This window comes from Sphingomonas sp. CL5.1, from assembly GCF_013344685.1.
Lineage (GTDB): Bacteria > Pseudomonadota > Alphaproteobacteria > Sphingomonadales > Sphingomonadaceae > Sphingomonas.
Genome location: NZ_CP050137.1, coordinates 2,670,714 through 2,692,706, shown reverse-complemented (window position 1 = coordinate 2,692,706; position 21,993 = coordinate 2,670,714). Strand labels below are relative to the sequence as shown.

General features: G+C 64.4%; 23 protein-coding genes and 1 pseudogene. 10 read left to right on the top strand and 14 right to left on the bottom strand.

Annotated features, from left to right (window positions below):
* The first annotated feature begins 441 nt into the window (after positions 1-441).
* Positions 442-729, top strand: a complete 288-nt coding sequence (locus F9288_RS13090; protein WP_254620876.1) for a VOC family protein — start codon at positions 442-444, stop codon at positions 727-729.
* 235 nt (positions 730-964) lie between these two features.
* Here F9288_RS13090 and F9288_RS13085 read toward each other — a convergent pair whose 3' ends face one another.
* From F9288_RS13085 to F9288_RS13070, 4 genes are all read right to left on the bottom strand, one after another.
* Positions 965-1,582: a hypothetical protein gene (locus F9288_RS13085; protein ID WP_174837192.1), complete on the bottom strand. Its 618-nt coding sequence runs from the start codon at positions 1,580-1,582 to the stop codon at positions 965-967.
* Positions 1,583-1,613: 31 nt separating this feature from the next.
* The gene (locus F9288_RS13080; RefSeq protein ID WP_174837191.1) at positions 1,614-1,907 is read right to left on the bottom strand and encodes a hypothetical protein; all 294 of its coding nucleotides are present in this window, start codon (positions 1,905-1,907) and stop codon (positions 1,614-1,616) included.
* A 794-nt stretch (positions 1,908-2,701) separates the two neighbouring features.
* Positions 2,702-3,892: a DUF2252 family protein gene (locus F9288_RS13075; protein ID WP_368076156.1), complete on the bottom strand. Its 1,191-nt coding sequence runs from the start codon at positions 3,890-3,892 to the stop codon at positions 2,702-2,704.
* Between the two features lie 26 nt (positions 3,893-3,918).
* Positions 3,919-4,320 carry a DUF3597 domain-containing protein gene (locus F9288_RS13070; RefSeq protein WP_174837190.1) on the bottom strand — a complete coding sequence of 134 codons (402 nt, stop codon included), beginning with the start codon at positions 4,318-4,320 and terminating at the stop codon, positions 3,919-3,921.
* A 135-nt stretch (positions 4,321-4,455) separates the two neighbouring features.
* Between F9288_RS13070 and F9288_RS13065 the strand changes: the two genes are divergently transcribed.
* Together F9288_RS13065 and F9288_RS13060 are read left to right on the top strand one after the other, a co-directional pair.
* Positions 4,456-5,037 (top strand): DUF4142 domain-containing protein, encoded by a 582-nt coding sequence (locus F9288_RS13065; protein ID WP_254620875.1) that lies wholly within the window; start codon positions 4,456-4,458, stop codon positions 5,035-5,037.
* Positions 5,038-5,559: 522 nt separating this feature from the next.
* Positions 5,560-6,141, top strand: coding sequence for a GSU2403 family nucleotidyltransferase fold protein (locus F9288_RS13060; RefSeq protein ID WP_174837189.1), 582 nt, complete (start codon positions 5,560-5,562; stop codon positions 6,139-6,141).
* 357 nt (positions 6,142-6,498) lie between these two features.
* Here F9288_RS13060 and F9288_RS13055 read toward each other — a convergent pair whose 3' ends face one another.
* From F9288_RS13055 to F9288_RS13040, 4 genes are all read right to left on the bottom strand, one after another.
* Positions 6,499-6,654 carry an IS3 family transposase gene (locus F9288_RS13055; protein WP_174837188.1) on the bottom strand — a complete coding sequence of 52 codons (156 nt, stop codon included), beginning with the start codon at positions 6,652-6,654 and terminating at the stop codon, positions 6,499-6,501.
* A 94-nt stretch (positions 6,655-6,748) separates the two neighbouring features.
* The gene (locus F9288_RS13050) at positions 6,749-7,222 is read right to left on the bottom strand and encodes a MarR family winged helix-turn-helix transcriptional regulator (RefSeq protein ID WP_174837187.1); all 474 of its coding nucleotides are present in this window, start codon (positions 7,220-7,222) and stop codon (positions 6,749-6,751) included.
* A 140-nt stretch (positions 7,223-7,362) separates the two neighbouring features.
* A complete protein-coding gene (locus F9288_RS13045) occupies positions 7,363-9,255 on the bottom strand; it encodes a TonB-dependent receptor (protein ID WP_174837186.1) in 1,893 nt (630 codons plus the stop codon).
* Between the two features lie 27 nt (positions 9,256-9,282).
* Positions 9,283-10,203, bottom strand: coding sequence for a TonB-dependent siderophore receptor (locus F9288_RS13040; protein WP_174837185.1), 921 nt, complete (start codon positions 10,201-10,203; stop codon positions 9,283-9,285).
* A 248-nt stretch (positions 10,204-10,451) separates the two neighbouring features.
* Between F9288_RS13040 and uraH the strand changes: the two genes are divergently transcribed.
* Genes uraH through alc form a run of 3 tightly spaced genes read left to right on the top strand, consistent with a single transcriptional unit; the run spans position 10,452 to position 12,723 of the window.
* Positions 10,452-10,793: a hydroxyisourate hydrolase gene (gene uraH / locus F9288_RS13035; protein WP_174839076.1), complete on the top strand. Its 342-nt coding sequence runs from the start codon at positions 10,452-10,454 to the stop codon at positions 10,791-10,793.
* A gap of 2 nt (positions 10,794-10,795) precedes the next feature.
* On the top strand, positions 10,796-11,734 hold the full coding sequence (puuE, locus tag F9288_RS13030; protein WP_254620874.1) for an allantoinase PuuE: 939 nt from the start codon (positions 10,796-10,798) through the stop codon (positions 11,732-11,734).
* Positions 11,731-12,723 carry an allantoicase gene (gene alc / locus F9288_RS13025; RefSeq protein WP_174837184.1) on the top strand — a complete coding sequence of 331 codons (993 nt, stop codon included), beginning with the start codon at positions 11,731-11,733 and terminating at the stop codon, positions 12,721-12,723. Before puuE ends, alc begins: the two co-directional genes overlap by 4 nt.
* A gap of 21 nt (positions 12,724-12,744) precedes the next feature.
* On the opposite strand, the gene F9288_RS13020 is transcribed toward alc, so the two are convergent.
* From F9288_RS13020 to uraD, 3 genes are read right to left on the bottom strand one after another with little or no spacing between them, the layout of a single operon-like run.
* Positions 12,745-13,239, bottom strand: coding sequence for an ureidoglycolate lyase (locus F9288_RS13020; protein WP_174837183.1), 495 nt, complete (start codon positions 13,237-13,239; stop codon positions 12,745-12,747).
* Positions 13,236-14,672 carry an MFS transporter gene (locus F9288_RS13015; RefSeq protein WP_174837182.1) on the bottom strand — a complete coding sequence of 479 codons (1,437 nt, stop codon included), beginning with the start codon at positions 14,670-14,672 and terminating at the stop codon, positions 13,236-13,238. Before F9288_RS13015 ends, F9288_RS13020 begins: the two co-directional genes overlap by 4 nt.
* Positions 14,665-15,219, bottom strand: a complete 555-nt coding sequence (uraD, locus tag F9288_RS13010; protein WP_174837181.1) for a 2-oxo-4-hydroxy-4-carboxy-5-ureidoimidazoline decarboxylase — start codon at positions 15,217-15,219, stop codon at positions 14,665-14,667. The genes F9288_RS13015 and uraD overlap by 8 nt, the downstream gene beginning before the upstream one ends.
* A 110-nt stretch (positions 15,220-15,329) precedes the next feature.
* On the opposite strand from uraD, the gene F9288_RS13005 reads away from it, so the two are divergent.
* The 3 genes and pseudogenes from F9288_RS13005 to F9288_RS12995 all read left to right on the top strand — a co-directional run.
* Positions 15,330-16,277, top strand: a complete 948-nt coding sequence (locus F9288_RS13005) for a LysR family transcriptional regulator (protein WP_174837180.1) — start codon at positions 15,330-15,332, stop codon at positions 16,275-16,277.
* Positions 16,278-16,385: 108 nt separating this feature from the next.
* The gene (locus F9288_RS13000; RefSeq protein WP_174837179.1) at positions 16,386-17,375 is read left to right on the top strand and encodes an ABC transporter substrate-binding protein; all 990 of its coding nucleotides are present in this window, start codon (positions 16,386-16,388) and stop codon (positions 17,373-17,375) included.
* Positions 17,376-17,679: 304 nt separating this feature from the next.
* Positions 17,680-18,393: pseudogene (locus F9288_RS12995) on the top strand (ABC transporter substrate-binding protein); the annotation flags it as partial.
* Between the two features lie 47 nt (positions 18,394-18,440).
* Here F9288_RS12995 and F9288_RS12990 read toward each other — a convergent pair.
* From F9288_RS12990 to F9288_RS12980, 3 genes are all read right to left on the bottom strand, one after another.
* A complete protein-coding gene (locus F9288_RS12990; protein ID WP_174837177.1) occupies positions 18,441-19,607 on the bottom strand; it encodes a pyridoxal phosphate-dependent aminotransferase in 1,167 nt (388 codons plus the stop codon).
* 61 nt (positions 19,608-19,668) lie between these two features.
* Positions 19,669-20,964 carry an FAD-binding oxidoreductase gene (locus tag F9288_RS12985; RefSeq protein WP_302675297.1) on the bottom strand — a complete coding sequence of 432 codons (1,296 nt, stop codon included), beginning with the start codon at positions 20,962-20,964 and terminating at the stop codon, positions 19,669-19,671.
* A gap of 18 nt (positions 20,965-20,982) precedes the next feature.
* Entirely contained in the window at positions 20,983-21,504 is a 522-nt protein-coding gene (locus F9288_RS12980) for a DUF3830 family protein (RefSeq protein ID WP_174837175.1), read from the bottom strand.
* Positions 21,505-21,832: 328 nt separating this feature from the next.
* Between F9288_RS12980 and F9288_RS12975 the strand changes: the two genes are divergently transcribed.
* A complete protein-coding gene (locus F9288_RS12975) occupies positions 21,833-21,985 on the top strand; it encodes a hypothetical protein (protein WP_174837174.1) in 153 nt (50 codons plus the stop codon).
* Positions 21,986-21,993 lie beyond the last annotated feature (8 nt).

Here is a 21,993-nt window from a genome sequence, read left to right as displayed (position 1 = left end):
CTAGACTTCGTGCAACCAGGGGAGCTTTTTTACCTCCTGCGCCCATTATTAGTTCCCGCTGCGGCGATGAGGCGGGATTGGCAATCCGATACGAAGGCCACCCACGAGTCCAGGAAGAGTACGACCGGGGGCCGTCATTAAACCCGGTCGCGCTCTTGGAGATACCCTGATTGCAAGGCGAGTTGGTCGTGATGCCGCTAATCAACGCAATGACTTTCAGGACACGCGAACGAAATGCAGCCGGGACATAATCCCGGCTGCGCGCCATGCTTGCGCGGCCCGGCGCCTGATCAACGTAGCACTCCGTATGAAATTTCCCGCAGATCGAAAGAACGCCAAAAACATCGAGAATGTTGCCAACGTGCAGATTGCTGACATGCAGTTCCCGTTGCCTTTTGGCTATGATCGAGACGGAGACACGGCTCAACGAGGAGAACGTGGATGGTGGCCAAGCGCATTATCGCGAACGTCGCGACAACCCGACCTGACGCCGCGTGCACCTTCTATGGCGGTGTTTTGGGCCTCGAAGTTGTCATGGATCACGGCTGGATCATGACCTTCGCAGCTACACCTGTCGTAATCGCACCACAGATCAGCATCGCAAGCGAAGGGGGCTCGAGCACTCCAGTCCCCGATTTTTCGATCGAGGTGGATGACCTCGACGACGTGCTCGGCCGTGCCAAGGAAGCAGGGTTCGATATTGAATATGGACCACAGCAGGAACCCTAGGGCGTCCGCCGCTTCTATGTGCGCGATCCCTTCGGTAAGCTTGTCAGCGTATTGACCCATAGCGTTGACGAACCCGATTGAGGCGCGCACGACGCTAAAAGTAGCAGCCAGCCGGCGGTATTTGGCGTGCTCTTTTGTTTATAGCGTTCAGCGATCTGGTCACTGAGTATAAACGGGAGAATGTTGAGCGAATTCTGCAGCAGCAGGGGCGGACAGAGTCCGCCCCAATTGCCGATCAGTACCGGTCGGCAATCGAGCCGTAAGTGGCGCGCTCACGTTCGATTTCTTCCGCGCTATAGGCAGGAGCAGCCGGATCGAACCGCGTCCATCCTCCGGTGCGATAGGCTGCCGAACGCGTTTCGCGATCGACGGCCTTGTGCCGCCGCAACACCTCCTCAGCCTCGGCGACCTTGCTCTCCGGGCTTTTGGCGCTCACAAGCGTGCCGCCTCGCCGCAGACCTTCGGCATAGAAGTTCGCATCGTCATCGCTGTGTCCGGCGTTTTTCAGGGCATCCACGATGCCCCCGGCTGCAGCTCCGGCAGCCGCGCCGACACCGGCGCCCACCGCGGTGGCGGCCAGCCAGCCAGCCGCAACGATCGGTCCGAGCCCAGGAATTGCAAGCAATCCGAGACCGGCGAGCAGTCCGCCAGCGCCGCCAACGGCGGCACCAATCGCGGTGCCACCGCCCAGCCCGGTGTGATCACCGGACCTTTCGTTGGCGTCATGCTGCCCGTGCGCATTATTCGCGATAATGCTGATATCGTCTTGATCGATGCCGATGGCTTCAAGATCACCTACGGCGCTTGTTGCTTCCGAATAGTGATCGAAAAGCGCAGTAACGGTTTTTGACATCTCTCTCTCCTGATATTTCGGTGAACGGGGATTAGCGCAGGATTACGTTACCCTTGTAATCCAGTCCGATTTTCACTTTTTGGCCGTCCTTGATCGCTGCTCCCTGCCAGATGCCGTTGCTGTTCTTGCTGAGCTTGCCGACGTCGGTATAACCCGCTTTCTCGATGCGGCCCCGCGCCTGCGCCTCGGTAAAAGAGTTATGCCCCTTGGCCGCGACATGGGTTGCAATCGGCTTGCTGGATTTGACCGCGGGATTGTGGGAATCTGCATATGCCGCAGTTGTAACAAGGGCAGCCGCCATGGCTCCGAAAATCGGAAGTTTCATAAATCCTGACTCCTTCGCAAAGCTACAAAGCCTTTTTTTTCGAGGCTTCGCCTGGCTCGGCTAATAACTTGGCTGCAGCCGATCTGTTCCGGAAGATGCCGCGCTGTTTTCAGTCGAGATTGATTGACCGTGAATCAGCCGGAGCGCCTACGCTCTTTGAGACCGACCGTTCGCATGCAACGGGCGGAGCGACTGAAACAAAATCGGATGCATCCGACTAAACGAAGAACTGCTCGCCAGGATAGCGATATTCCGGTCCATCTGATGACGGAATATACTTCGACTAATCATCGGCTGCGATGGCCGGGTCTGGCTTGGCCGCCTTGGCGAACTGCAACTATCGCTCACCGCCCGGTTTGCCGTCGGTTTGCCGCTGCGCGTGACCGGCATGTTCGATCAGGCGCTCACCGGTCTTCACGGCCGCATGGGGCGTAAGAGTGAGGGCAACGCCACCGGGCCCGTCGACCAGGACGTGTCCATCCAAGGATACGACATCTGACGGCGTTTCGTGAACTCTGGTCATATAGCCTCCAGAATGCTTGAACACGCTTCGAAGTGATAACCCGAGACGCGGTCAGAATCGCCAGACTTGCCAGCGAAGGGCCTCGATAGGTACCGGCTCGTCGCGAACAGATCGCAGCCAGCATCGCTCGGCCGGCCGTCATGCACGTTGTACCACCGCGACACCTACGCGCGCACTTGGTGTCACCCTGCGACGAACACACCCGCTGGCTCATGGTAAACCCACCCGAGGCGACGCGGTCCAGCCACTTGGCCATCCGCGCCACGCTCGATCACGCCGCCAATGCAAACTTCCTGCAATGCTCAAGGTATCCGGCTTCATGCGATGCGGCGAGGTCGACAACGCAACGCCAGAACCAGGATGGCGCTTCGAGATTGCCAGCCTGCCGCTCGAGCAGCGTGCCGTGCCAGATGGAGCGCTGCACGGAGGTCATCTGGCGCGCGTGCGCGACCCCGACCACGAACGCGAGATAGGCCGCCGCCTCGACAGCCTCCTTCCGCGAGAACTGCTCCACCTCGATCTTCAGGTCCTGCGGCGCGAGCTCACGCATCACCACTGGTCTTCCGAGGAGCCTCGCCGCAATCATTCGCTCCCCGAGATTGGGCGCGAGGGCCAGTGCGCCCGCCACGACGCGCTCGGCAGCGTCCCTCGGCACAACCGCCCCTTCCGCGGCGGGCGCCAGCGTAGGCACCGCCTCCTTGATGTCGATCAGCGCGTAGTGCTCGTGTCCCGACTTATGCCCGCCCACTCCCAGCAGGACGGCGTATCGCGCCTTGCCGAGGGAACTGCATCCTTTGCGCCAATAGGCCGCATCCACGACACGGATCATAGCCTTCTTTCCAACCCCGGCCAATTGGCGGGCCCGGTCCAGGACCTGCGGTTCGCGGAAGAGTGCTTCGATTGCCTCGCGTTCGTCACGGGCGAGTTTCCAGAATCGCTTCCCGATCGGAATCGTCGGCTCGACGCCGTCGATGCGTTCCCTCGCAAGGTGACGCCAGCGGCGGCCTACCGCGACACGCCGGACCGAGCGCACGACCTCCGGTTCGGGTGGATCGTCGCCTTCGTCAATGGTGAGCGCTCGCGCATAGCCGTCGATCATGGCCTCCATCATCCGCGCGGTGGTGACGCCGGGGAGGTCCGAACTCCTGGCAGCCGTCTCAAGCGAGAGTCCCAGGCGAATGAGGTCGTGCGCGGGGTTACCGATAATGGTCTGGTCGAGGTCGCGAATCTGGACATCAATGCGTCCTTGCGCGTCCGCCAGCGGTCCGAGGTTACCGAGATGACAGTCCCCGCAGATCCAGACCGCGGGCCCGATCGGGATGTTCTTGTAGACCGGCGACGCCACGAGCCATTCATAGAACCTGGCGGTGTTGCCACGCACATAGGCGTGCACCGATTCCGCCATCTTCAGGTCGCGCCGGTGGATGAGCGCGTTCAAGCGCAGCTTCATCCGGCTGGCCAAGGCGCGCTTCCCCTGGTTTCCAATGCTCAACCGCGCATGCTGTCGGGCACGACGCCTCCGTTGTCGGCAAGCTTCTGCATCACCGCCTTGTGCAGCGCGATGTTCTGCTCAGCGCTTCCGTCTTCACCCACATGCACGCTCAACTCGTTCGCCAGCTCCTTGCGGGCAGTAAGGCTGGAATCGAGATCGAGCAGCTTCAGCAGGTCGACGATCGACGTCTGGTAGTTGCCGCCCCCGCCGTCCTTCATCGACGCCATTTCGGAAAGCACGGCGCCCACATCGACGCTTGTGGGCGCGGCATCTGCAGCCGCAGGCCGCGCTGGCGCGGTCGGTTGAGCCGGCTCACTCGTTTGCGCCGAATCCGGCGCGGGCGTTGCGGTGGCAGGATGGTGGAAAATCTTGTCCATGATCGAGCCAAAGATGCCCATGTTCGCCACTCCCTGGTCGCAGGCGAAATGCCGGCGTTCGGGACGCACAACGTGAAAACCTCGGCAAAGGTCCACGCGTCCGGAACGTCGGGCCCGACCGCACGTTTGCGATGCCGACGACAGGGAGACGGACACATGCGCTTCAAGACCATCGCCTTCACCTCGGCCACGATGCTCGCCCTGGCTGCTTGCGGTCACAAGGAGACGACATCAGACACGACCAACACCGCTGTGGTCACGACCGTCGACAATGCCACCGCGACAGACGCGAGCATGATCGCAGCCGCGCCGGCTACCGGGCAGGGGTTCGCGAACGCGGCGGCCGCCAGCGACGCGTTCGAGATCGCGACCTCGAAGCTCGCGCTTACCGCCTCCAGATCGGCGGCGATCAAGAGGTTCGCCCAGAAGATGATCGACGCGCACACGGGATCGACGGCAAAGCTGAAGACGGCAGCCGCGTCCGCGAGTCCGCCGATCACTCCTGATCCCACGCTCTCGCCTGACCAGCAGCAGAAGCTCGATGGGCTCAAGGCCGTGACCGGTTCAGACTTCGACAAGGCATATGTCAACGCCCAGGTCGCCGGCCATCAGGCGGCGCTCGACGCACTCAATGCCTATTCGGCCACTGGCGACGTCGCGCCGCTCAAGACGTTCGCGACCGGACTCATCCCGACAGTGACCGCCCATCTCAACATGGCAAAGGGCCTGAAGCCATGAGAGTGGCCGGGTGGAGATGACCGCGTTCAGGCTCACCTCCGAAGGATCTGATTCACATTACAGGCAACCCTGCGGATCGTCTGCCGGCTTGGAAGGACACAGCGTTGTACAGGTTCACCTGAATCGCCTTGTCCCGCGTTTCAGGAAAAACTCTAATATGTGGGATAATTTTCGAGGATAGGCCGACACATTCTATCGACACCCTGTCGCATTATCCTTCGTTTGGTACTTTTTCGAGAATGTGGGATACACACCCCATGAATGCGGTTCGAACCTTCTCGGACGAGCAAGCGCACACGCTCGTCAATCTTCGGCAGCGATATGACGTGTGGATGGAGGCCGAGCGCGTGCTCGCATCCCTGCCCTATGACCTCAGACGCAAGGAAGTGGGCGGCCGCGCCTATCTGTATGAAATCAGGGACCGCAGCGGAAATGGCCGGAGCCTCGGCCCCTGGTCGGACAAGCTTGCCGCGAAATTCACGACCTATCGCACAGAAAAATCGGCCGCCAAGGAGCGGCGTGATGCAAGCAAGGTATCGCTCGACGAATCCGCACGTCTCTCGCGCGCTTCGGGTACCGATGATCTCCAGCGACGCAGGCCCGATTCTTCGCGAAGCCGACCGCCGCGGCCTGCTCGACCAATCGCTGATCGTGGTGGGCACCAACGCCATCGCCGCCTATGCGCTCGAGGCGGCAGGCTTCATTCCCGAAATCCCGCAAGAGACGGAAGATTTCGACCTCGCCTGGGCGCAACCCGAATCACGCGATGGCGAGCAGACCTTATGGGAGATGTTGAAGGCGGTCGATCCCACATTCACGATCAACACCGAGCGAACCTTCCAGGCGCGGAACGCCAGGGCGTATGAAGTCGAAATCCTGGTGGCTCCGTCACGCACAGGAACGATGGATCGCACCGACCGTCCGCGCCCTGTGCCATCGCCCCATATTATGTTCGCTGGCACGAACAGCGGGACCGAAACGCGTAGGTTCGCTGGTAGCCACAGCCGTGCGCACCTGTCCTCCTGCGCCGTTGCCCGTTCCACCGGCCTGACCGCGACCCAGCACCCGCGCAAAGGTGGGCAGAGAGCTGGCTCGACAACGTAATCTACACATCTCCCCGGAGCTTTGCGCGGCATCCTCGGCCTCGCTTTCCGATCGTAGCCTTATCCGGAGATATTGGACCAGGCGGCGTCGATGCACGAGGAAGAACTCCCGAAGGCGCGAGGCATCGAGTCCCCCCGAAAATGGAACGAGCCGCGATTCGTCTTTGGCGCGCCAAGCGGCACACCACTCTCCCCCTACGGCCGGATATTGGTTCCCGCCGGTTCCATCGGCCGCCGAGCGTCTGGCCGGCGCGGCCGGTATCGGGCGACATAAGGGATGAAAACCCTTGAGCATCGGGCTGTCAAACGGCGCGCAAACGGGACCCCGTATTGGAGTGGTTCCCTGGTGCCGGCAGGTTCAGACGGCGGATTTGACCGCTGGCCGGGTAAGTTGCTCTTCGAACTGCGCGGGACTGAGATAGGCGATCGCGGAATGTAGGCGGCGATTGTTGTACGTGTCGTTGATGAAGCACGGAAGCTGCTCGGCGACGTCCTCGAAGGTTTCGAGTGCCATCGGAGGGCTCGAATAGCTTCAAGCCTTAGTTGAGGAAGGTAGCTTCACCGAGACTGCGTCGATATCGTCGAGCAATACGCCCGACTGCGCTATATTATTCAATCGGCAGCTTGCTAAGATTTCTACCAATTTTTTGCAGTATCCGCACAAGTTGGGAAAGATCGTTGTTACTTACACCTTCCATTGCCCGAAGAAACTGCCGGTTAACAATGGGCGTGAGCTTCGTAAGCATTTCTTGTCCAGCCGGCGTCAGCGTCACATCGGTTATGCGATTATCTTCGACGTTCGGCTGACTCGTCACCAACCCCTGTTCGAGCATCCGATCGAGGATCCTACTTACCGTGGGGCGTTTGATGAGAGCCGCGTCAGCGATAAACCCGATACTGGCGGTATCTGTCTCGCGCAAGACGGTCATGATTCTATAGATGGATTTTGACACGCCATACTTATGCAATACCACATTCATATCTTCATGATATTTATAATCAGCGTGAGCCATCAAATAGAATGGCGAACTCTCCAAGCGAAAATCACTGTTGCTGGGATCGTATATCTTCTTGATCCGCATCGACTTTTCGCCCCTGCACCCTTGGCAGGTTTTCGTACGCCCATTCAAACGGGTTTCGCAAGCCCGTACCCGCATATGCCCTGAAACCAGCAGGTAGCAAACCCGGAGCGGCGCCGTCGGACGCCGCCGCCCCGGATCGATCAGAATTTCACGTTAGCGCCGACGGTGAAGGCGCGCCCGATGGGGTCGTAGGTGTCCAGTTCGAATAGCTGATAAGGGGGCAGCCTATCGAAGATATTGTTGACCGAGGCGTGTATCGAGAAATGCTCGTTCACATCGAGGAAGAAGCCAAGATCGAAATAGTGGATGTTTGGCGTCGACGGAACCGCGAGCGACGGCGGCGTCACGCCATTGGCGATGGCGCTGGCGATGCGCCCGTCCTGCGCGCTGCCGATCATGCGGTGATTCAGCGTCACCTGCACCTTGTCGATGCTATAGGTGAGCCGCTGGTTCAGCCGCCAGTGCGGATTGACGTCGCCGCATGCGCCGCCGCCGATGAAGCCCGCGCAATCGATCACCGGCAGCCCCGGCCCGCCTTGCGAGGTGTTTTTGATCAGATAAGTGCCGGCGAGCGAATAGGCGAGCTTCCCCGCGCCGACCGGGAAGTTGTACGACAGCGCGAAGTCCACGCCCTCGGAGGTCAGGTTCGCGATATTGGCGTTGAGCAACGGCACCTGGAAAAGCTGGCCGTCCTCCGCCCGGTGCGTCAGCGGCGCGCAGAACGGGTTGCTGAGCGACATGTTCGCGGCGCAGGCCCCGATCGTGCCGGCCAACCCGCCGCCGAAGCCGGCGATCGCGTTGTTCACCTCGATATTATAATAATCGACGGTGATCTGGAGCCGCGGCACGAAAGTCGGCCGGAGCACGGCGCCGAATGACCAGGTGTTCGACGTTTCCGCCTTGAGGTTGGGATTGCCGCCGCTCACCACGGTGATGAAGGCGTTCTGCTGCGTGAACACGTCGAGCAGCGCGGCGGGCACACCGAGTTGCTGGCAGAACGTCCGCTGCGCCGTGGTGCGCGATGCCGTCGCGTTGCAGAAATCAGTGGCGAGCGGCGCGGTGCTGGTGAGACCGCCATAGAGTTCGTTGACGTTCGGCGCGCGCACCGCGCGCTCGAACGAGCCGCGCAGCTTCAGCCCCTCGAACGGCGTATATTCACCCCCGAACTTGTAGGCGATGACCGATCCGACCGATGAATAATCGGAAACGCGGACGCCCGTTTCAAAGGCGAGGAGCTGGAATCCCGGCGTGTTGGCGAGGATCGGGACATATAGCTCCGCGTTCGCCTCCTTCACGTCATAGCTTCCCTGCGTCGGCTGGAGACCGGCGAAGCGCGCCAGGACGATCCCTTGCGTGTAGAGCGGGTCGGGCATGAAGGCCGAGCTTTCGCGGCGGTATTCGGCGCCGACCGAGATGCCGACGTCACCCGCCGGCAGCGAGAACAACGTACCCGAAATGTCGCCGCCGATCTGCGTCTGCTCTACGCGGGTGCGGTTCACCAGATCGCCGGCGGAAAGATAATTGGTCATCGCCGGGGTCAGGGAATTGGCGCCGAACAGGTCGAGCACGACGCAGCCCGGATCGGCGGAGGCACAGGCCATCGGATTGGCCGGATTGGTCAGCAGCCCCGCCTGGAAATGATCGAGGCGGACCCCGCCATATTGATGGTCCTCGATCGTGCTCTTCCCGTAGTTGACGAAGAACTCCCACTTCAATCGGTCGGTCAGATTGCCCTTCAGCCCCCCGACCAGGCGCCAGAAATCACGGCGCTGGTCGGTGGAGCGCAAGCCCAGCTCATTGAGCCGCCGATTCATGCTCACCGACACGAGACTGTCGTTGTCCGTATCCAGCGCGCCGAGCAACGTCCGCAGCGAAGCGGGCAGATAGGGATTGCGCAGGTCGAGCTGGAAATTGTTGATGAACGAGGCGGTCCCCATCGGCACCGCCGCGTTGGAATAGCCGGTCCTGGTGTGGGCATAGGTGCCTTCCCAGAACGCGGTCACGTTGTCGGCCAGCTCGTAATGGCCGTTCATCGAGGCTTCCCAGCGCTCAAGCGGCATCTAGATATAGGAATAGGGTTTGTCGTTATAGGCGTCGGCGCCGGTATACGCCCGCCATCCGCCCGGGGCGAAGAAGACGCCCCCGGTGCCGATCGGGTTGCCGAACTGATCCTGCTTGCCGACCAGACCGGGCGCTATGATCGTGCCTTGCGGCGTGGTCGCATTGCCTCCCGGCACGAGCACGCCGACCCCGTTCTGGGTCGCATCGACAAGATAGCGCGTCGCGTAATCGCGCGCGGCGGCATAAACCGGGTCGCGATTGTAATAGCTGGCATAGACCGCGACATTGCCGCGGCCGCCGGCAAAATTGGTGCCGGCGGTGATGTCGAACTGATAGTTCCGGGCGTCGCCGCGATCGCTGATGCCGGAATTGGCGCCGAGCTGGATTCCGGTGAAATTGTCCTTCAGCACGAAATTGACCACGCCGGCCATCGCGTCGGAGCCGTAAACGGCGGAAGCGCCGCCGGTCAGCACGTCGACGCGCTCGAGCAGCGCGGGCGGGATCATGTTGATGTCGACAACCCCGTCCGGCGAGGAACCAACGACACGGCGGCCGTTGATCAGCACCAGCGTGCGCACCGCGCCGAGGTTACGCAGGTTGACCGTCGCCGCGCCGCTGCCGAGGTTGGAGCCGGCACCCGTGCTACCGGCCACCTGAGGCAGCATATCCAGCACACGATCGGTTTCGTTGGTCGCGGTCAGCTTGATCGCCTCTGCCGAGACCACGCTGACGGGGCTGTTCGATTCGACATCGGGATGGGGAATGCGCGATCCGGTCACGACGATCTCGGCCGCAGCGGCCGTACCGGCGTCACCCGCTGCCTGCTGCGCCGCGGCGGGGCAGGCCAGCAACGCGGCCAGCGCGATAGTCGAAACCCCGTACAACCGGCCGGAATCCTGAAATGAAGTTACCTGCTTCATGTATCCACCCCTTCCATAGATTCCTGATGCGCCGGCGTTCAATGCGGCAAAATTTATGTGATGATACATGTGAAATTTGACATATTCAACGGGAATATGACAAACGGGCGGAGAAGCCGGGGATCGGGCCGGACGTGCTTTCGGAAAAACGGGGCACGCCGTCGCCGGCCCGACGGAAGTGCAAGGAAAATGACGGTTATTCCAGCATATGCGTGGTCCGCCGGATCATCGGCGAGGAGGCTGACATAATGGGACAATTGACGACACATGTGCTCGACACGCTAAGCGGTCGCCCCGGCGCCGGCGTCCGGATTCGCCTGTTTCATGGCGGTCAATTGCTGGTCGAGTCGAGGACCGGCGCGAACGGCCGGACCGTCGCGCCCATCCTGGCCGGCGACGCGCTTCTGCCCGGCCGCTATCGCCTGGAATTCGATGTCGGGGATTATTACCGGGGGATCGGGGTCAGCCTGCCCGAGCCGGCCTTCCTCGATATGGTGCCGGTGGAATTCGGCATGGCCGACGGCGACGCGCATTATCACGTGCCGCTGCTGATCAGCCCGTTCGCCTACAGCACCTATCGCGGCAGTTGACCGTGCCGATCGACGCCAGCGGCGGCTATCCGCGCGATCTCGTCGGCTACGGAGCGACGCCGCCCTTGCCCGACTGGCCGGGCGATGCGCGGATCGCCGTGCAGATCGTCCTGAACTATGAGGAAGGCGGTGAGAATTGCATTCTCGACGGCGATGTAGGCGCGGAAACCTTCCTCTCCGACATCATCTCGCCCCCGGCCGTTCGCGGCGCACGGCACATGAGCATGGAGCAAATCTACGAATATGGCAGCCGCGCCGGGGTCTGGCGGCTGCTGCGCCTGTTCGAGCGATACGGCGTCAAGACCACGATATTCGGCGTCGCCACCGCGCTCGAGCGCAATCCCGCGGCGGTGGAGGCGTTCCTGCGCGCGGGACATGAGATCGCCAGCCACGGCCTGCGCTGGATCGACTATCAGGGGGTGGCGGAAGACCTCGAGCGCGAGCACATGGCGCGCGCGATCGAGATCCACCGCCGGCTGACCGGCGAGCGCCCGCTCGGCTGGTACACCGGGCGCACCAGCCCCGCCACCCGCCGCCTCGTCGCCGAAGAGGGCGGGTTCCTCTACGATGCCGATGATTATTCCGACGACCTGCCCTTCTGGGTCGAAGAGGCGGGGGGGCCGCATCTGATCGTGCCCTATTCGCTCGAAACCAACGACATGCGCTTCGCCGGCACAGGGCTGAACACGGGCGAGCAATTCTTCTCCTATCTGAAGGACACGTTCGACGTGCTTTACGATGAGGGCGCGACGCACCCGCGGATGATGTCGGTGGGCCTGCATTGCCGGTTGTCCGGCCGGCCCGGCAAGATCGCGGGGCTGGAACGCTTCATCCGCCACGCGCTCGATCATCCGAAGGTGTGGTTCGCCCGCCGCATCGACATCGCGCGCCACTGGCGCGCGCGACATCCCCACCGCCCTATCCAAGAGAGGCATTCATGAACATATCCGACATCGACGCATTGCGCCGCGACTATGTCGATCTCGCACAGCCGCGCCTCGGCTCGGCCGTCGTTTATGCGACGGACGATTTCTTCGCCGACAAGGCGCGCCTGATCGATCCGGCGCCGCCCGCGTTCATCCCCGGCAAATATGACGACAACGGCAAGTGGATGGACGGGTGGGAAAGCCGCCGCAAGCGGACGCCGGGCCATGACTGGTGCGTCATCCGGCTGGGCGTCACCGGACAGGTGGCCGGATTCGAGATCGACACCAGCCATTTCACCGGCAACTATCCACCCGGCGCGCAGATCGAGCTATGCCGATCCGACGAGATCAATCCGGCGGACGGATGGGTGCAGGTGACGCCGCGCCTCGAATTGCGCGGCGACGACCGGATCTACGTACCGATCGACCATGCCGAACCCGTGACCCATGTGCGGCTCCATATCTTCCCCGATGGCGGCGTGGCGCGCCTCAGGGTGTGGGGCCGCGTGGCGCCGGACTGGCCCGCCATCACCGGGGCGGGGCCAATCGACCTGCTCGCGATGGAGCACGGCGGGCGCGGCATCATCGCCAACGACGTGCATTACGGCCGGCTGGAGAACCTGACCGCGCCCGGTCGCGGCGCGGACATGGGCGACGGATGGGAAACGCGCCGCCGCCGCGAGCCGGGTCACGACTGGGCGATCTTCTCGCTCGGCGCACCAGGGACGATCGAGCGGATCGAGATCGACACCGCCCATTTCAAGGGCAACTACCCCGAGCATTGCTCCATTCAGGCGAGCATGGCGGCCGATGGCGCGCCCGAGGATATCGCGCGGCAAGCCGGGGACTGGCACGTGCTGCTGCCCAAGGTGAAGCTGGAGGCCGATCGGGTTCACGTGTTCCGCGACGAGATCGCGCGGCTCGGCGCGGTGCGCTTCGTCCGCCTCAACATCTATCCGGACGGCGGGGTCAGCCGCCTGCGGCTGTTCGGCCGGGCGAGGTAGACGCGCGGACGGGCCGCCGCGTCACCCGTCGATCGCGATCCGGTCCGCGAGGGGCAACTCGTGCTCGTCGAGGTTCACGCCTGGGCCTTCCCGGTCGATCACGAGGAAGTGCGCGCCGCTGGTCAGCGGCAACAGGAAATGGTGCCATACGTTGCGGCGGTAGTTGACGCCCTGCCGCCCCGTGGCGCGGAATATCCGCACGGCGGCGGGATCGAACGCGCCGGCGGGCGCGACCGCGACCAGATACGGATTCCCGTCGAGCGGGACGAACGCCTGGCTGCCCAGCGGGTGTCGCTCGAATATGGCGAGGACACACGGATCGAGCGGCTCGCCTCGGAAAACGCTCAGCGCGGGCCGGCCGCCGCCCGCCTCGACGTCGATCGCCGCCAGATCGTGGAAGCGCAGCGTCTGCCCGCGATTGATGACGAGGGGCTGCGCGCCGGCGTCGACCTCGATCACCTCGCCGAACGGCGCGAACGCCGCCGCGGTCAGCGGCTGCGGCGCGATGCGCTTCACGGTCGCGCCATCGGCATCTGGCCCTCATCCTCCGCGCGATGCTCCTCCCGCGTCATCGCGACCATCTCGGCCCGGTCGAGTCCGTAGAAACGGATGCCGACGATCGCGATGATCGAGCAGATCACCGGGGTGAGCACATAGGAATAATGGATCATCTCCAGCGCGCTCTCCGGCTGCACGTGGCGCAGGCCGCTGGTGCCGGAAACATAGCCCGCGCTGGCGAACAGCATCCCGATCAGCATGATCCCGCTCGACAGCGCGGCGGATTCGATCAGGCTGTAGATGCCGGAGAATATCCCTTCGCGCCGCAAGCCGGTGCGATAATGGTCATATTGGATCGCATCGGGCAGCATCGCCTGGACGTTGAAGCCCACCCCGCCCAGCGCGATGCCCCCGAGCAGCGCGCGCACGACGATATCGGCGCTCGACACTTCCGGTCCGGCGAACAGCCAGGTCGCGTAGACGAGACCGTACATGATCACCGACAGGTTGAAGCTGAATTTCTTTCCCTTCCGCGCGGCGAGCCAGACCCAGAATTGCAGCGCGAGGATCCAGCCGGCGATCTTAAGCCCGTTGTAGATGCCGAGCCACGCGTCCGAAACCTTGAGGACGTAGAGCGTGAAATAGGCCGACATACCGTTGGTCATCGCGACGCCGGTCCAGAACAGGAACTTGATCGTGATCAGCACCACGAATGGCCGGTTCTCCCCCACCAGCCTGAGCCGCTTTCCCAGGGGAATCGCCTCGTGGGCCGTCTCGTGCGTCGCGTGCGCGTTCCGCGTCATGAAGAAGCACAAGGTGCAGCCGGCCAGCGCGATGGCTCCGGCAAGCCATGCCAGCAGCGTATAGGAAAAGGCCGGCGATCCGCCGACCGACAGCAGCACGGGCGCGAGCGACGAGCCGGCGAAGCCGCCGATCGCCATCATATAGACGCGCACCGACACCAGCCGCATCCGCTCGTCGACGTCGTCGGTCATCTCCGCCGACATCGCGATCGTCGGGATCAGCACCAGCGCGAGGCCGGCGCCGAACGCGAGCAGCGCCAGCACGGTGAACACCATCGCCCATTGCAGCGCATGGATGTGGTGCAGGCTGAACGCGCCAATCGTCGAAAGCGCGCAGACCACGCCCCCCGCCAGGATGAAGGGCCGCCGCCGGCCGAAGCGGCTGTTGAACCGGTCGCTGAACGAGCCGACCAGCGGATGCGCCGCCGCCGCCGCCAGCGCCGCGCCGGCCACCGCCGAGCCAGCGAAGCCGGAGGGCAGTCCCACCATGTCGGTGAGATACCGCAGGAACACCGCGTTCACCATGTTGGTGAGGATCGAAAGGACCAGCGACGCCTGCCCCCAGCCCAGCCGGATCGAAAGCGGGATGCGGGCCGCCGCCGCATCCTCGCGGGCCAGCGCCGGGGGGATGGCGCTCGCGCTAGCCATCGCAGGCCGCCGCTTCCGCGATCCGCATGTCCAGCCGGCCACGCACGATCTCCCCGATCTCGCCCAGCGCGAGGTCATGCTCGGTCGCCGGATCGTTATCCAGCCGGGCGGCGATCGCATCCAGCAATGCCGGCAGATCGGGTTGCCGGCGCAGCGCGACGATGCACGGATAGCCGAATCGCTCGCGATAGCGGCGGTTCATCTCGTGCAGCCGCCGCATGTCGCGGGGCGGCATCGCAGTGAGGCCGAGCCGATCCTGTTCGCGCGTCGAATGCGCCGACATGCGGTGTTCCGCGGCCTCGATCCCCGCCAGTTCGGGATGCCCGCGGAACAGCGCGAGGCGCGCGTCGCGTGGCGCCGTCATCAGGATGTCCATGATCGTGCACCAGACGGCGTCGACCGAGCGGAACGGCCGCCGCCGCTCCAGCGCCTCGGCAACCCACGGCGCATTCTCTACCGTGTCGCCCAGCACGGCGACGAAGGCGGCGCGGGCGGCCTGATTCAGCTCGCGCAAGGTGACGCGCCGGATTTCAGAAGTGGACACCATGCCTTGCCGCGATGCCTTCCCACGATGATCGGGACGGAGGCTGCCGTGAAATCCAATTGCCGTCTATCGCATAATAGATCACTCATCATTCTGTTTTTCAGGATGCAGCCATGTCAGAACGCCTTCTCCCCACGTCGTTGAAATATATGGACCAGGTCGTCCGATGCGGATCGATCCAGGCGGCGGCGCGTGATTTGAACATCTCCGCCTCGGCGATCAATCGCCAGATCCTGCTACTGGAGGACGAACTGGGCATCGCGCTGTTCGAGCGCCTGCCGCGCGGGATGCGACCGACCTCTGCCGGCACGCTCGTGGCGACGCTGGCCCGGCGCTGGCGCACCGAACTGGGCTGGATGGGGAGCGAGATCAAATATCTCGACGGGGAGAATCGCGGCCATCTGCGGATCGTCGCCATGGACAGCATGGCGAACGGCATCCTGCCGCGCACGATTCGCCGGCTGCGGCGCGAGCATCCCGGTATCACGCTCGAGATCGAGATCGTGACGCCCGACGCGGCAGGATCGGCGTTGGTCAACGCCCAGGCCGACGTGGCGATCGCGTTCAACCTCCAGCCCCATCGCGAGATACATGTCGCCTGGACCAGCAGCCTGCCGCTGGGCTGCCTGGTGGCACGCGATCATCCGCTCGCCGGCGCGACGGCGGTCACATTGCAGGACGTAGCCAGCCTGCCCGTGGTCCTGCAAAGCCGCGCGCTGACCATCCGCCGCTATATCGAGGCGCACAATGACTGGATGTTCCAGAAGGGCCGGATGCCGGTCGTCACCAACTCCCTCCAGCTGCTGAAGGCGCTGGTCGCGGGCGGCGAATATGTGGCGCTGACCTCGGAACTGGACGCCGCGACGGAGATCATCGCCGGGGAGGTCCGGTTCATCCCGTTGCGCGATCACGCCGCCGAAACGCAGACCATCAGCATCGCCACCAATACCCGCCTCAAGCTCCACCCGATCGGGCAGATCACCTGCAACGCGCTCGAACGCGACCTTTCCGGCCTGCTCGCCGCCATGCGGGCCGGAGGCAGCAACGGTCAATCATTCTGATTAATAGAACGATATACTGATAAGCTTGCTATAGACGGCAATGCTCGACCGGCCCATGTTTCAGGCTCCGGGGCGCCAGTCGCCCCTGCGAAAGATCATCAGGACTGGATGATGAAAGCAGCGTGCGACGGATCGTCGGCCAGCGCACCGGAAGGCCGGACGGGCTTCCGGATGGTGCTCAATACGATGTTCTCATCGCCGCAGGCATGGCTGCTGCTGGCGCAGGACCGCGGCTATCTCGCCGAAGCCGGGATCGCGCTGGACCTCGTTGCCGGCGAAGGCGCCTATACCGCCGCCGGGCGCATGGCGAATGAGGATTTCGATCTCGGCTATGGCGATATCAACGCCCTGATCGAACTGGCGGCGCGGCGCCCGGATAGCGCGCCGACCGGAATCATGATGATGTTCCACGCCTCGCCGTCGGCGATCGCGGTGAAGGCGGAAGGCCCGATACGATGCCCGGCCGACCTGATCGGCCGGACGATCATCGGCCACGACACCGACGTCGCGCTGCGGACGTTCGGCGCCTTCTGCCTGCGTGCGGGGATCGATCCGGAGCGGGTGACGTGCCGCGCGCTTCCCGGCGGGCTGCACGATCTGGCGCGCGCCTTGCTCGACACGCCCGGCCTCGACGGCATGTTCGGATATGTGAGCACGGTCCGCGCGGCGCTCGCGGTGGCGGACATGGACGCCGACGCGGCGCTGCGCTTCATCAAGTTCGCCGATCACGCGCCGGAGCTGTTCGGCTCGTGCCTGATGGCCTCGCGCCGCATGGTCCGCGAGCGGCCGGAAACGCTGGCTGCGCTGGTCGAGGCATTGCGTCGCGGGATGCGCGATATGCTCGCCGACCCCGCCGCCGCGATCGACGCGGTACTGCGACGCCGGCCCGATGCGTCGCGCGCGGCGGAAGCCCTTCGGCTCGAGACCACGCTGGAGATCGAGATGGCGGCGCTCGCCCGGCTCGATTTCACCGGGGGGGCGGACATGGCGCGACTGGGCCGCTCGATCGACCTGATGGCCCGCGCCGAACGCCTGCCGAGGGCGCCGCGCGCGGACGAGGTGTTCACCCACCGCTTTCTCGCACCTTCACCGCAATGAGGAAAGAACCAATGGCGACCCACGGGAACGATCAGGACGCGAACCGCCGGGTGAGGATGCTGCTGCACACCCCCTTTGCCGGTCCGGTGGCGTTCCTGCTGATGGCGGACGAGCGCGGCTATCTGCGTGAACATGGCCTTACCTTCGATTTCGTCGAGGGGGCGGGCGCGGCGGGGATTGTGCCGCAGGTCATGTCGCCGGAATTCGACGCCGGCTATGGCGACATGACCGCGCTGATCGAGCGGATCGCCAATTGCCCGCCTGACCGTGGCCCGGTGGCGATCTTCTCCACCTTCAACACCGTCCCTTCACGATCGCGGTGCCGGCCGACGGCCCGATCCACCAGCCGCGCGATTTCGAGGGGCGCACGATCTCCGGCTATCCGGTGGACGCCGCGCTGCAAACATTCGACATGTTCGCGACGGCGACGGGGATCGACGCCGGCAGGGTCACGGTCGTCAAGTCGCCCGACACGATGGAGGGGCAGATCGCGGCGATGGTGCGGCAGGGCGCCGTGGACGGGGTGTTCGGCTTCGTCAACACCATCATCGCCAAGGCGGCGGTGGTCGGCATCGACGGCGTCGCGACGCTACGCTTCCTGACCTATGCAGAATACCTGCCCGACATGTACGGCAACACGATGTTCGTCACGCGGGAATTCTATGAGCGCGACAAACCCGCGCTCGCGGGCATGGTGGCCGCGTTCAACCGCGCGCTGCGCGAGACGGCAGCGGACCCGGACGCGGCGATCGATGCACTGATGCGGCGCGCACCGCGCGCGCCGCGCGCGGTGGATCGCGCGCGGCTGATCGGCACGTTGCGCGGCGACATGGGCCATCCGGAGGGCCGGCGCCTCGGCGTCGGCGACATGGACGATGCGCGGCTGAGGCGGATGATCGATCTGGTGGTCGCCGCGAAGAAACTGCCTAGGACCCCCGCGATCCACGAGGTGTTCGACCGCTCCTTCCTTCCCCCGCTGGCGGAGCGGGTGACGGATATGAGCCGCGTGCCGGATTGACGAAATCACGGGCGCGGGGCGTGCCGCGCGCGCCTCGCGGATCAGTCCTAGAGCGTGTTGAGGTGTCGCGCCATGCGCATCATCGCTTCCTCGATACGCTCGGCGCTTTCGGACCCGAAGCAGACGCGCAGATGCCCTTCACCGGCCGGCCCGTAGAAGCTGCCCGCCTCCACCACGACATGCGCCTGCGTCAGCAGCGAGTCCGCCAGTTCCTGCGCCCCGCGCCCGGTGCCCGTGATATCGGGGAAGGCGTAGATCGTCCCCTCGGGCGCCCTGCACGTCACGCCGGGCATCTGGTTGAGCGCGCGCAGTACGATGTCGCGCTTGCGACGATCCTCGGCCAGCATCGCGTCCATCTCCGCCTCGCCCTCGGTCACCGCCGCCAGCGCGCCATATTGGATGAACGTGTTGACGTGAGTCACCATGTTGGTGGAGATTTTCAGCATCGCATCGGTCAGCTCGGGCGATGCCGCGCTATAGCCGAGCCGCCATCCGTCCATGGCATAGGCTTTGGTGAAGGCGAAAAGCGAGATCGTCCGCTCCACCATGCCGGGCAGCGAGGCGATGCTGATGTGCGGCGCGTCATAGGTGATCTGCTCGTATACCTCGTCGGAGATCACGATCAGATCGTGGGCGATCGCGAGCCGCGCCAGCTCCTCCAGCTCTTCCCCCGCATAGACCCGCCCGGTCGGGTTCGCCGGATTGACCAGCACGATCGCGCGCGTGCGCGGCGTGATGCGGGGCGCGATCAAATCCGCGCGGATGCGGAAATCGTCCGCCGCATCGAGTGGGGCCATGACCACCTTGCCGCCGGCCAGCTCGATCTTGCCGAGATGCTGTGGATAATAGGGCTCCAGCAATATCACCTCGTCGCCAGGATCGACTACCGCCATGAACGCGGCATAGGACGCGTGCGTCAGGCCGTTGGTCACCAGCACCGTGTCGGGCGACGCCTCTATCGCGTTGAACCGCCGCAGCTTCGCCGCCAGCGCCTCGCGCAGCGGCGGTTCGCCGCGCATGTCGGAATAATGCACCAGCCCGTCGCGCAGGGCGCGGATCGTCGCGTCCTTGATGAGTTGCGGCGTGTCGTGGAACGGGCGACCGAGTTCGAGGTGGATAAGGTCCACGCCCTCGTTCGCCAGCGCCTGCGCCCGCTGGTACATACCGAAGCTCTTCTTCGAGCCGGAAAGGATGCGTTGCGCGGGTCGGGTCATCCGTGAAATCCTTCGATCGGGAGGAGGCGCGGTCGCCGCGCGCCGGGGCGGCGCGGGGCGGTCATCGCGTGAACAGGTTGCGCACCGCCTTGCTCGCCAGCGCCGCGGTCATCAGCAGGTGCGGCACATGGCGGGCGAAGGCGAAGCCGGAAATGCGGCGGGGCGTCTCGAAGCCGATATCGGGTGACGATCCCGGATCGAGCAGCGTCCGCGCGACTTCCCGTCCGATGATTGTGTTGATGCCGAGGCCGCGGCCGTTGCACGCCTGGATCGCGATCACCCCTTCCGCCGGACGAACGAGGCGCGGCAGCAGGTTGCTGTTCACCCACGCCGTGCCGTGCCAGACATGCTCGAGCCGCAGCGGGCGATAGGCGACGAGCGTGGCGGCGAGCCTGCGATTCACCGCTTCTGCGATCTGCCCGATCGAATGACGGCTCGACATCGGATGCGCGGTGACGAGCCGGTCGCCGGCGGTGTAGCGGATGCTGAACACGTCCGCCTCCATGTCCGTCAGGCTGTGGCCGAACGGCAGGATCGCCGCGCGCATTTCCGGCGGCAGCGGCTCGGTCGACATCTCGCACACCGGCAAGGGCAGCACCGTCCCCGTCAGCGCCGGATGCAGCGCGCCATTGCCGCCGTTCGCGGCCAGCACCACCTGCTGTGCGCGCACGCGGGCGGCACCGGTCGAAACGATCCAGCTCCGCCCTTCGCGCGTGATCGCCGTTACGTGCGTGTCCTCATGGATGCGCGCCCCCAGCGCCTCGGCGCGCGCCGCGAGGCCGCGTGCGTAGAGCAATGGGTCGATCGATCCGCCGGTCTGGTGGAGGATCGCCGCGCCGTAGCCGCGGCATCCCGAAAGGGCCTCGACCTCGGCCGCGCCGCACAGCGCGAGATCGGAGCGGTACGGCCGCCATCGCCCGATCAGCTCGCCAAGCCGCTGGAGGGCGCCGTGCCCGGTCGCCGGGGCGAGGAAGCCGGCCGCGCTCTGGTCGCAATCGATCGCGTGGCGTGTCGCGAGGTCGAACAGGTAGCGTCCGCTGTCGCTCACCAGCCGCAGCAGCGCCTCGCCGCGCGGCACGCCGAATTTCGCGAGCACCGCCGACGGCGTGGCGCGGACGAGTTGCGGCGCGACAATCCCCGCGCTCATGCCGGTCGCCCCGCTGCCGATCGCCGCGCCTTCCAGCAGCAGCGGCGGCCGCCCGTTCTCCACCAGATGCAAAGCCACCGACAACCCAGCGACACCACCCCCGACAATCACCGTCTCGACGTCGTGTGCGCCACTCAGCGGCGTACGGCGCGCAGGCGCGGGACGATCGAGCGCCCAAGCCGATCGATCCGGACTCGCTCCCTCCGTCATTTCGGGGTACCCGCCCTGTCAATCACAACGTGAGAGATGCAGCTCACAGGCGCCGTTATGGCGGATCGCCGCGCAGGCCACCGCAGCGTTGGCGACATCCTCATCGACGATGCGCGCGCATACGCTGCCCATGATCCATCCCATCGGCATCAGCAGCCGCGCGCCTTCCGCATAGAATAGCCCGATATCGATCAGGTCGAAGGGCGGCCCTTCCTTCCATGTTCCCTGCGGTGCGCAGACGAGCACGATATCCCCGGCACGCGGATAGCTGGTCGCGTTTTCGGTTGAGACGGCGCCGAGATTCCGGCTCGGCAGAACGTCGTTTCCAGCAATGGGGACGGAGATTTCTGGCCCCGTCCACATCGCATGGATCGCCGGATACCGCCGATCCAGACCGGCCAGTTCCCACAGCAAATCCGCATTGACCGGCGCCGCCGCATCAAGCAACCGGCACCGTATATCAAGGCTCGATCGCGCCTCGGTGAACCGCACGAAGCGCGCATCCGCTCCCGCATCAACCCGTTCAGGCGAGTTCATCATTCGGCTCTCAATTTTATTTGCATTTTCACGCGATATTACATGTTTTATCCAATCGTCAAGAGGGGCTCAAGCCTTGAACCTCGCTAGCCTGCAGTCCTGGCTCCTTTCGGAAGGTGTGGGTGACGACATCGCGGCGGTTGCCAAGCTCTCCGCCCGATCAGACCTGTGCAATCTCGCCCCTGATCCCGACTCATTGACCCGGCCAATATCGACTGGCAGCGGGCCGTGCCGGCCGGGAGCATTCTCGCGCGCTCGGAGCGGCGCTCCGATCAGCAGACGGCAATCAGGATCGCACCCCAGGCTGGCGTGCCTGCGCGAACAGACCGGCATGTTCGCGATGCTGCCGATCGACCATGACGCGGTGCAGGCGCTGCGCCGCGATCACGCCATCTATATCACGGACGATGGCCGCGCCAATCTGGCGGGGTTGCAGCACTGGATGATCGAGCCGCTCATGGCGGCGCTCACCCCGTTGCTGTGAAGACACCG

Excerpts from the sequence above, each read along its gene's own strand:
- F9288_RS13070 (WP_174837190.1), bottom strand. The coding sequence starts at position 4,320 with ATGGGCATCTTTGGCTCGATCATGGACAAGATTTTCCACCATCCTGCC.
- F9288_RS13050 (WP_174837187.1), bottom strand. The coding sequence starts at position 7,222 with ATGCGGATCAAGAAGATATACGATCCCAGCAACAGTGATTTTCGCTTG.
- F9288_RS12990 (WP_174837177.1), bottom strand. The coding sequence starts at position 19,607 with ATGACCCGACCCGCGCAACGCATCCTTTCCGGCTCGAAGAAGAGCTTC.
- F9288_RS13085 (WP_174837192.1), bottom strand. The coding sequence starts at position 1,582 with ATGTCAAAAACCGTTACTGCGCTTTTCGATCACTATTCGGAAGCAACA.
- F9288_RS13015 (WP_174837182.1), bottom strand. The coding sequence starts at position 14,672 with ATGGCTAGCGCGAGCGCCATCCCCCCGGCGCTGGCCCGCGAGGATGCG.
- F9288_RS13005 (WP_174837180.1), top strand. The coding sequence starts at position 15,330 with ATGTCAGAACGCCTTCTCCCCACGTCGTTGAAATATATGGACCAGGTC.
- F9288_RS13060 (WP_174837189.1), top strand. The coding sequence starts at position 5,560 with ATGCAAGCAAGGTATCGCTCGACGAATCCGCACGTCTCTCGCGCGCTT.
- uraD (WP_174837181.1), bottom strand. The coding sequence starts at position 15,219 with ATGGTGTCCACTTCTGAAATCCGGCGCGTCACCTTGCGCGAGCTGAAT.
- F9288_RS13090 (WP_254620876.1), top strand. The coding sequence starts at position 442 with ATGGTGGCCAAGCGCATTATCGCGAACGTCGCGACAACCCGACCTGAC.
- F9288_RS13040 (WP_174837185.1), bottom strand. The coding sequence starts at position 10,203 with ATGAAGCAGGTAACTTCATTTCAGGATTCCGGCCGGTTGTACGGGGTT.
- F9288_RS13080 (WP_174837191.1), bottom strand. The coding sequence starts at position 1,907 with ATGAAACTTCCGATTTTCGGAGCCATGGCGGCTGCCCTTGTTACAACT.
- F9288_RS13065 (WP_254620875.1), top strand. The coding sequence starts at position 4,456 with ATGCGCTTCAAGACCATCGCCTTCACCTCGGCCACGATGCTCGCCCTG.
- F9288_RS12980 (WP_174837175.1), bottom strand. The coding sequence starts at position 21,504 with ATGATGAACTCGCCTGAACGGGTTGATGCGGGAGCGGATGCGCGCTTC.
- F9288_RS13045 (WP_174837186.1), bottom strand. The coding sequence starts at position 9,255 with ATGAACGGCCATTACGAGCTGGCCGACAACGTGACCGCGTTCTGGGAA.
- alc (WP_174837184.1), top strand. The coding sequence starts at position 11,731 with ATGAACATATCCGACATCGACGCATTGCGCCGCGACTATGTCGATCTC.
- F9288_RS12975 (WP_174837174.1), top strand. The coding sequence starts at position 21,833 with ATGTTCGCGATGCTGCCGATCGACCATGACGCGGTGCAGGCGCTGCGC.
- F9288_RS13000 (WP_174837179.1), top strand. The coding sequence starts at position 16,386 with ATGATGAAAGCAGCGTGCGACGGATCGTCGGCCAGCGCACCGGAAGGC.
- F9288_RS13055 (WP_174837188.1), bottom strand. The coding sequence starts at position 6,654 with ATGGCACTCGAAACCTTCGAGGACGTCGCCGAGCAGCTTCCGTGCTTC.
- F9288_RS12985 (WP_302675297.1), bottom strand. The coding sequence starts at position 20,964 with ATGACGGAGGGAGCGAGTCCGGATCGATCGGCTTGGGCGCTCGATCGT.
- uraH (WP_174839076.1), top strand. The coding sequence starts at position 10,452 with ATGGGACAATTGACGACACATGTGCTCGACACGCTAAGCGGTCGCCCC.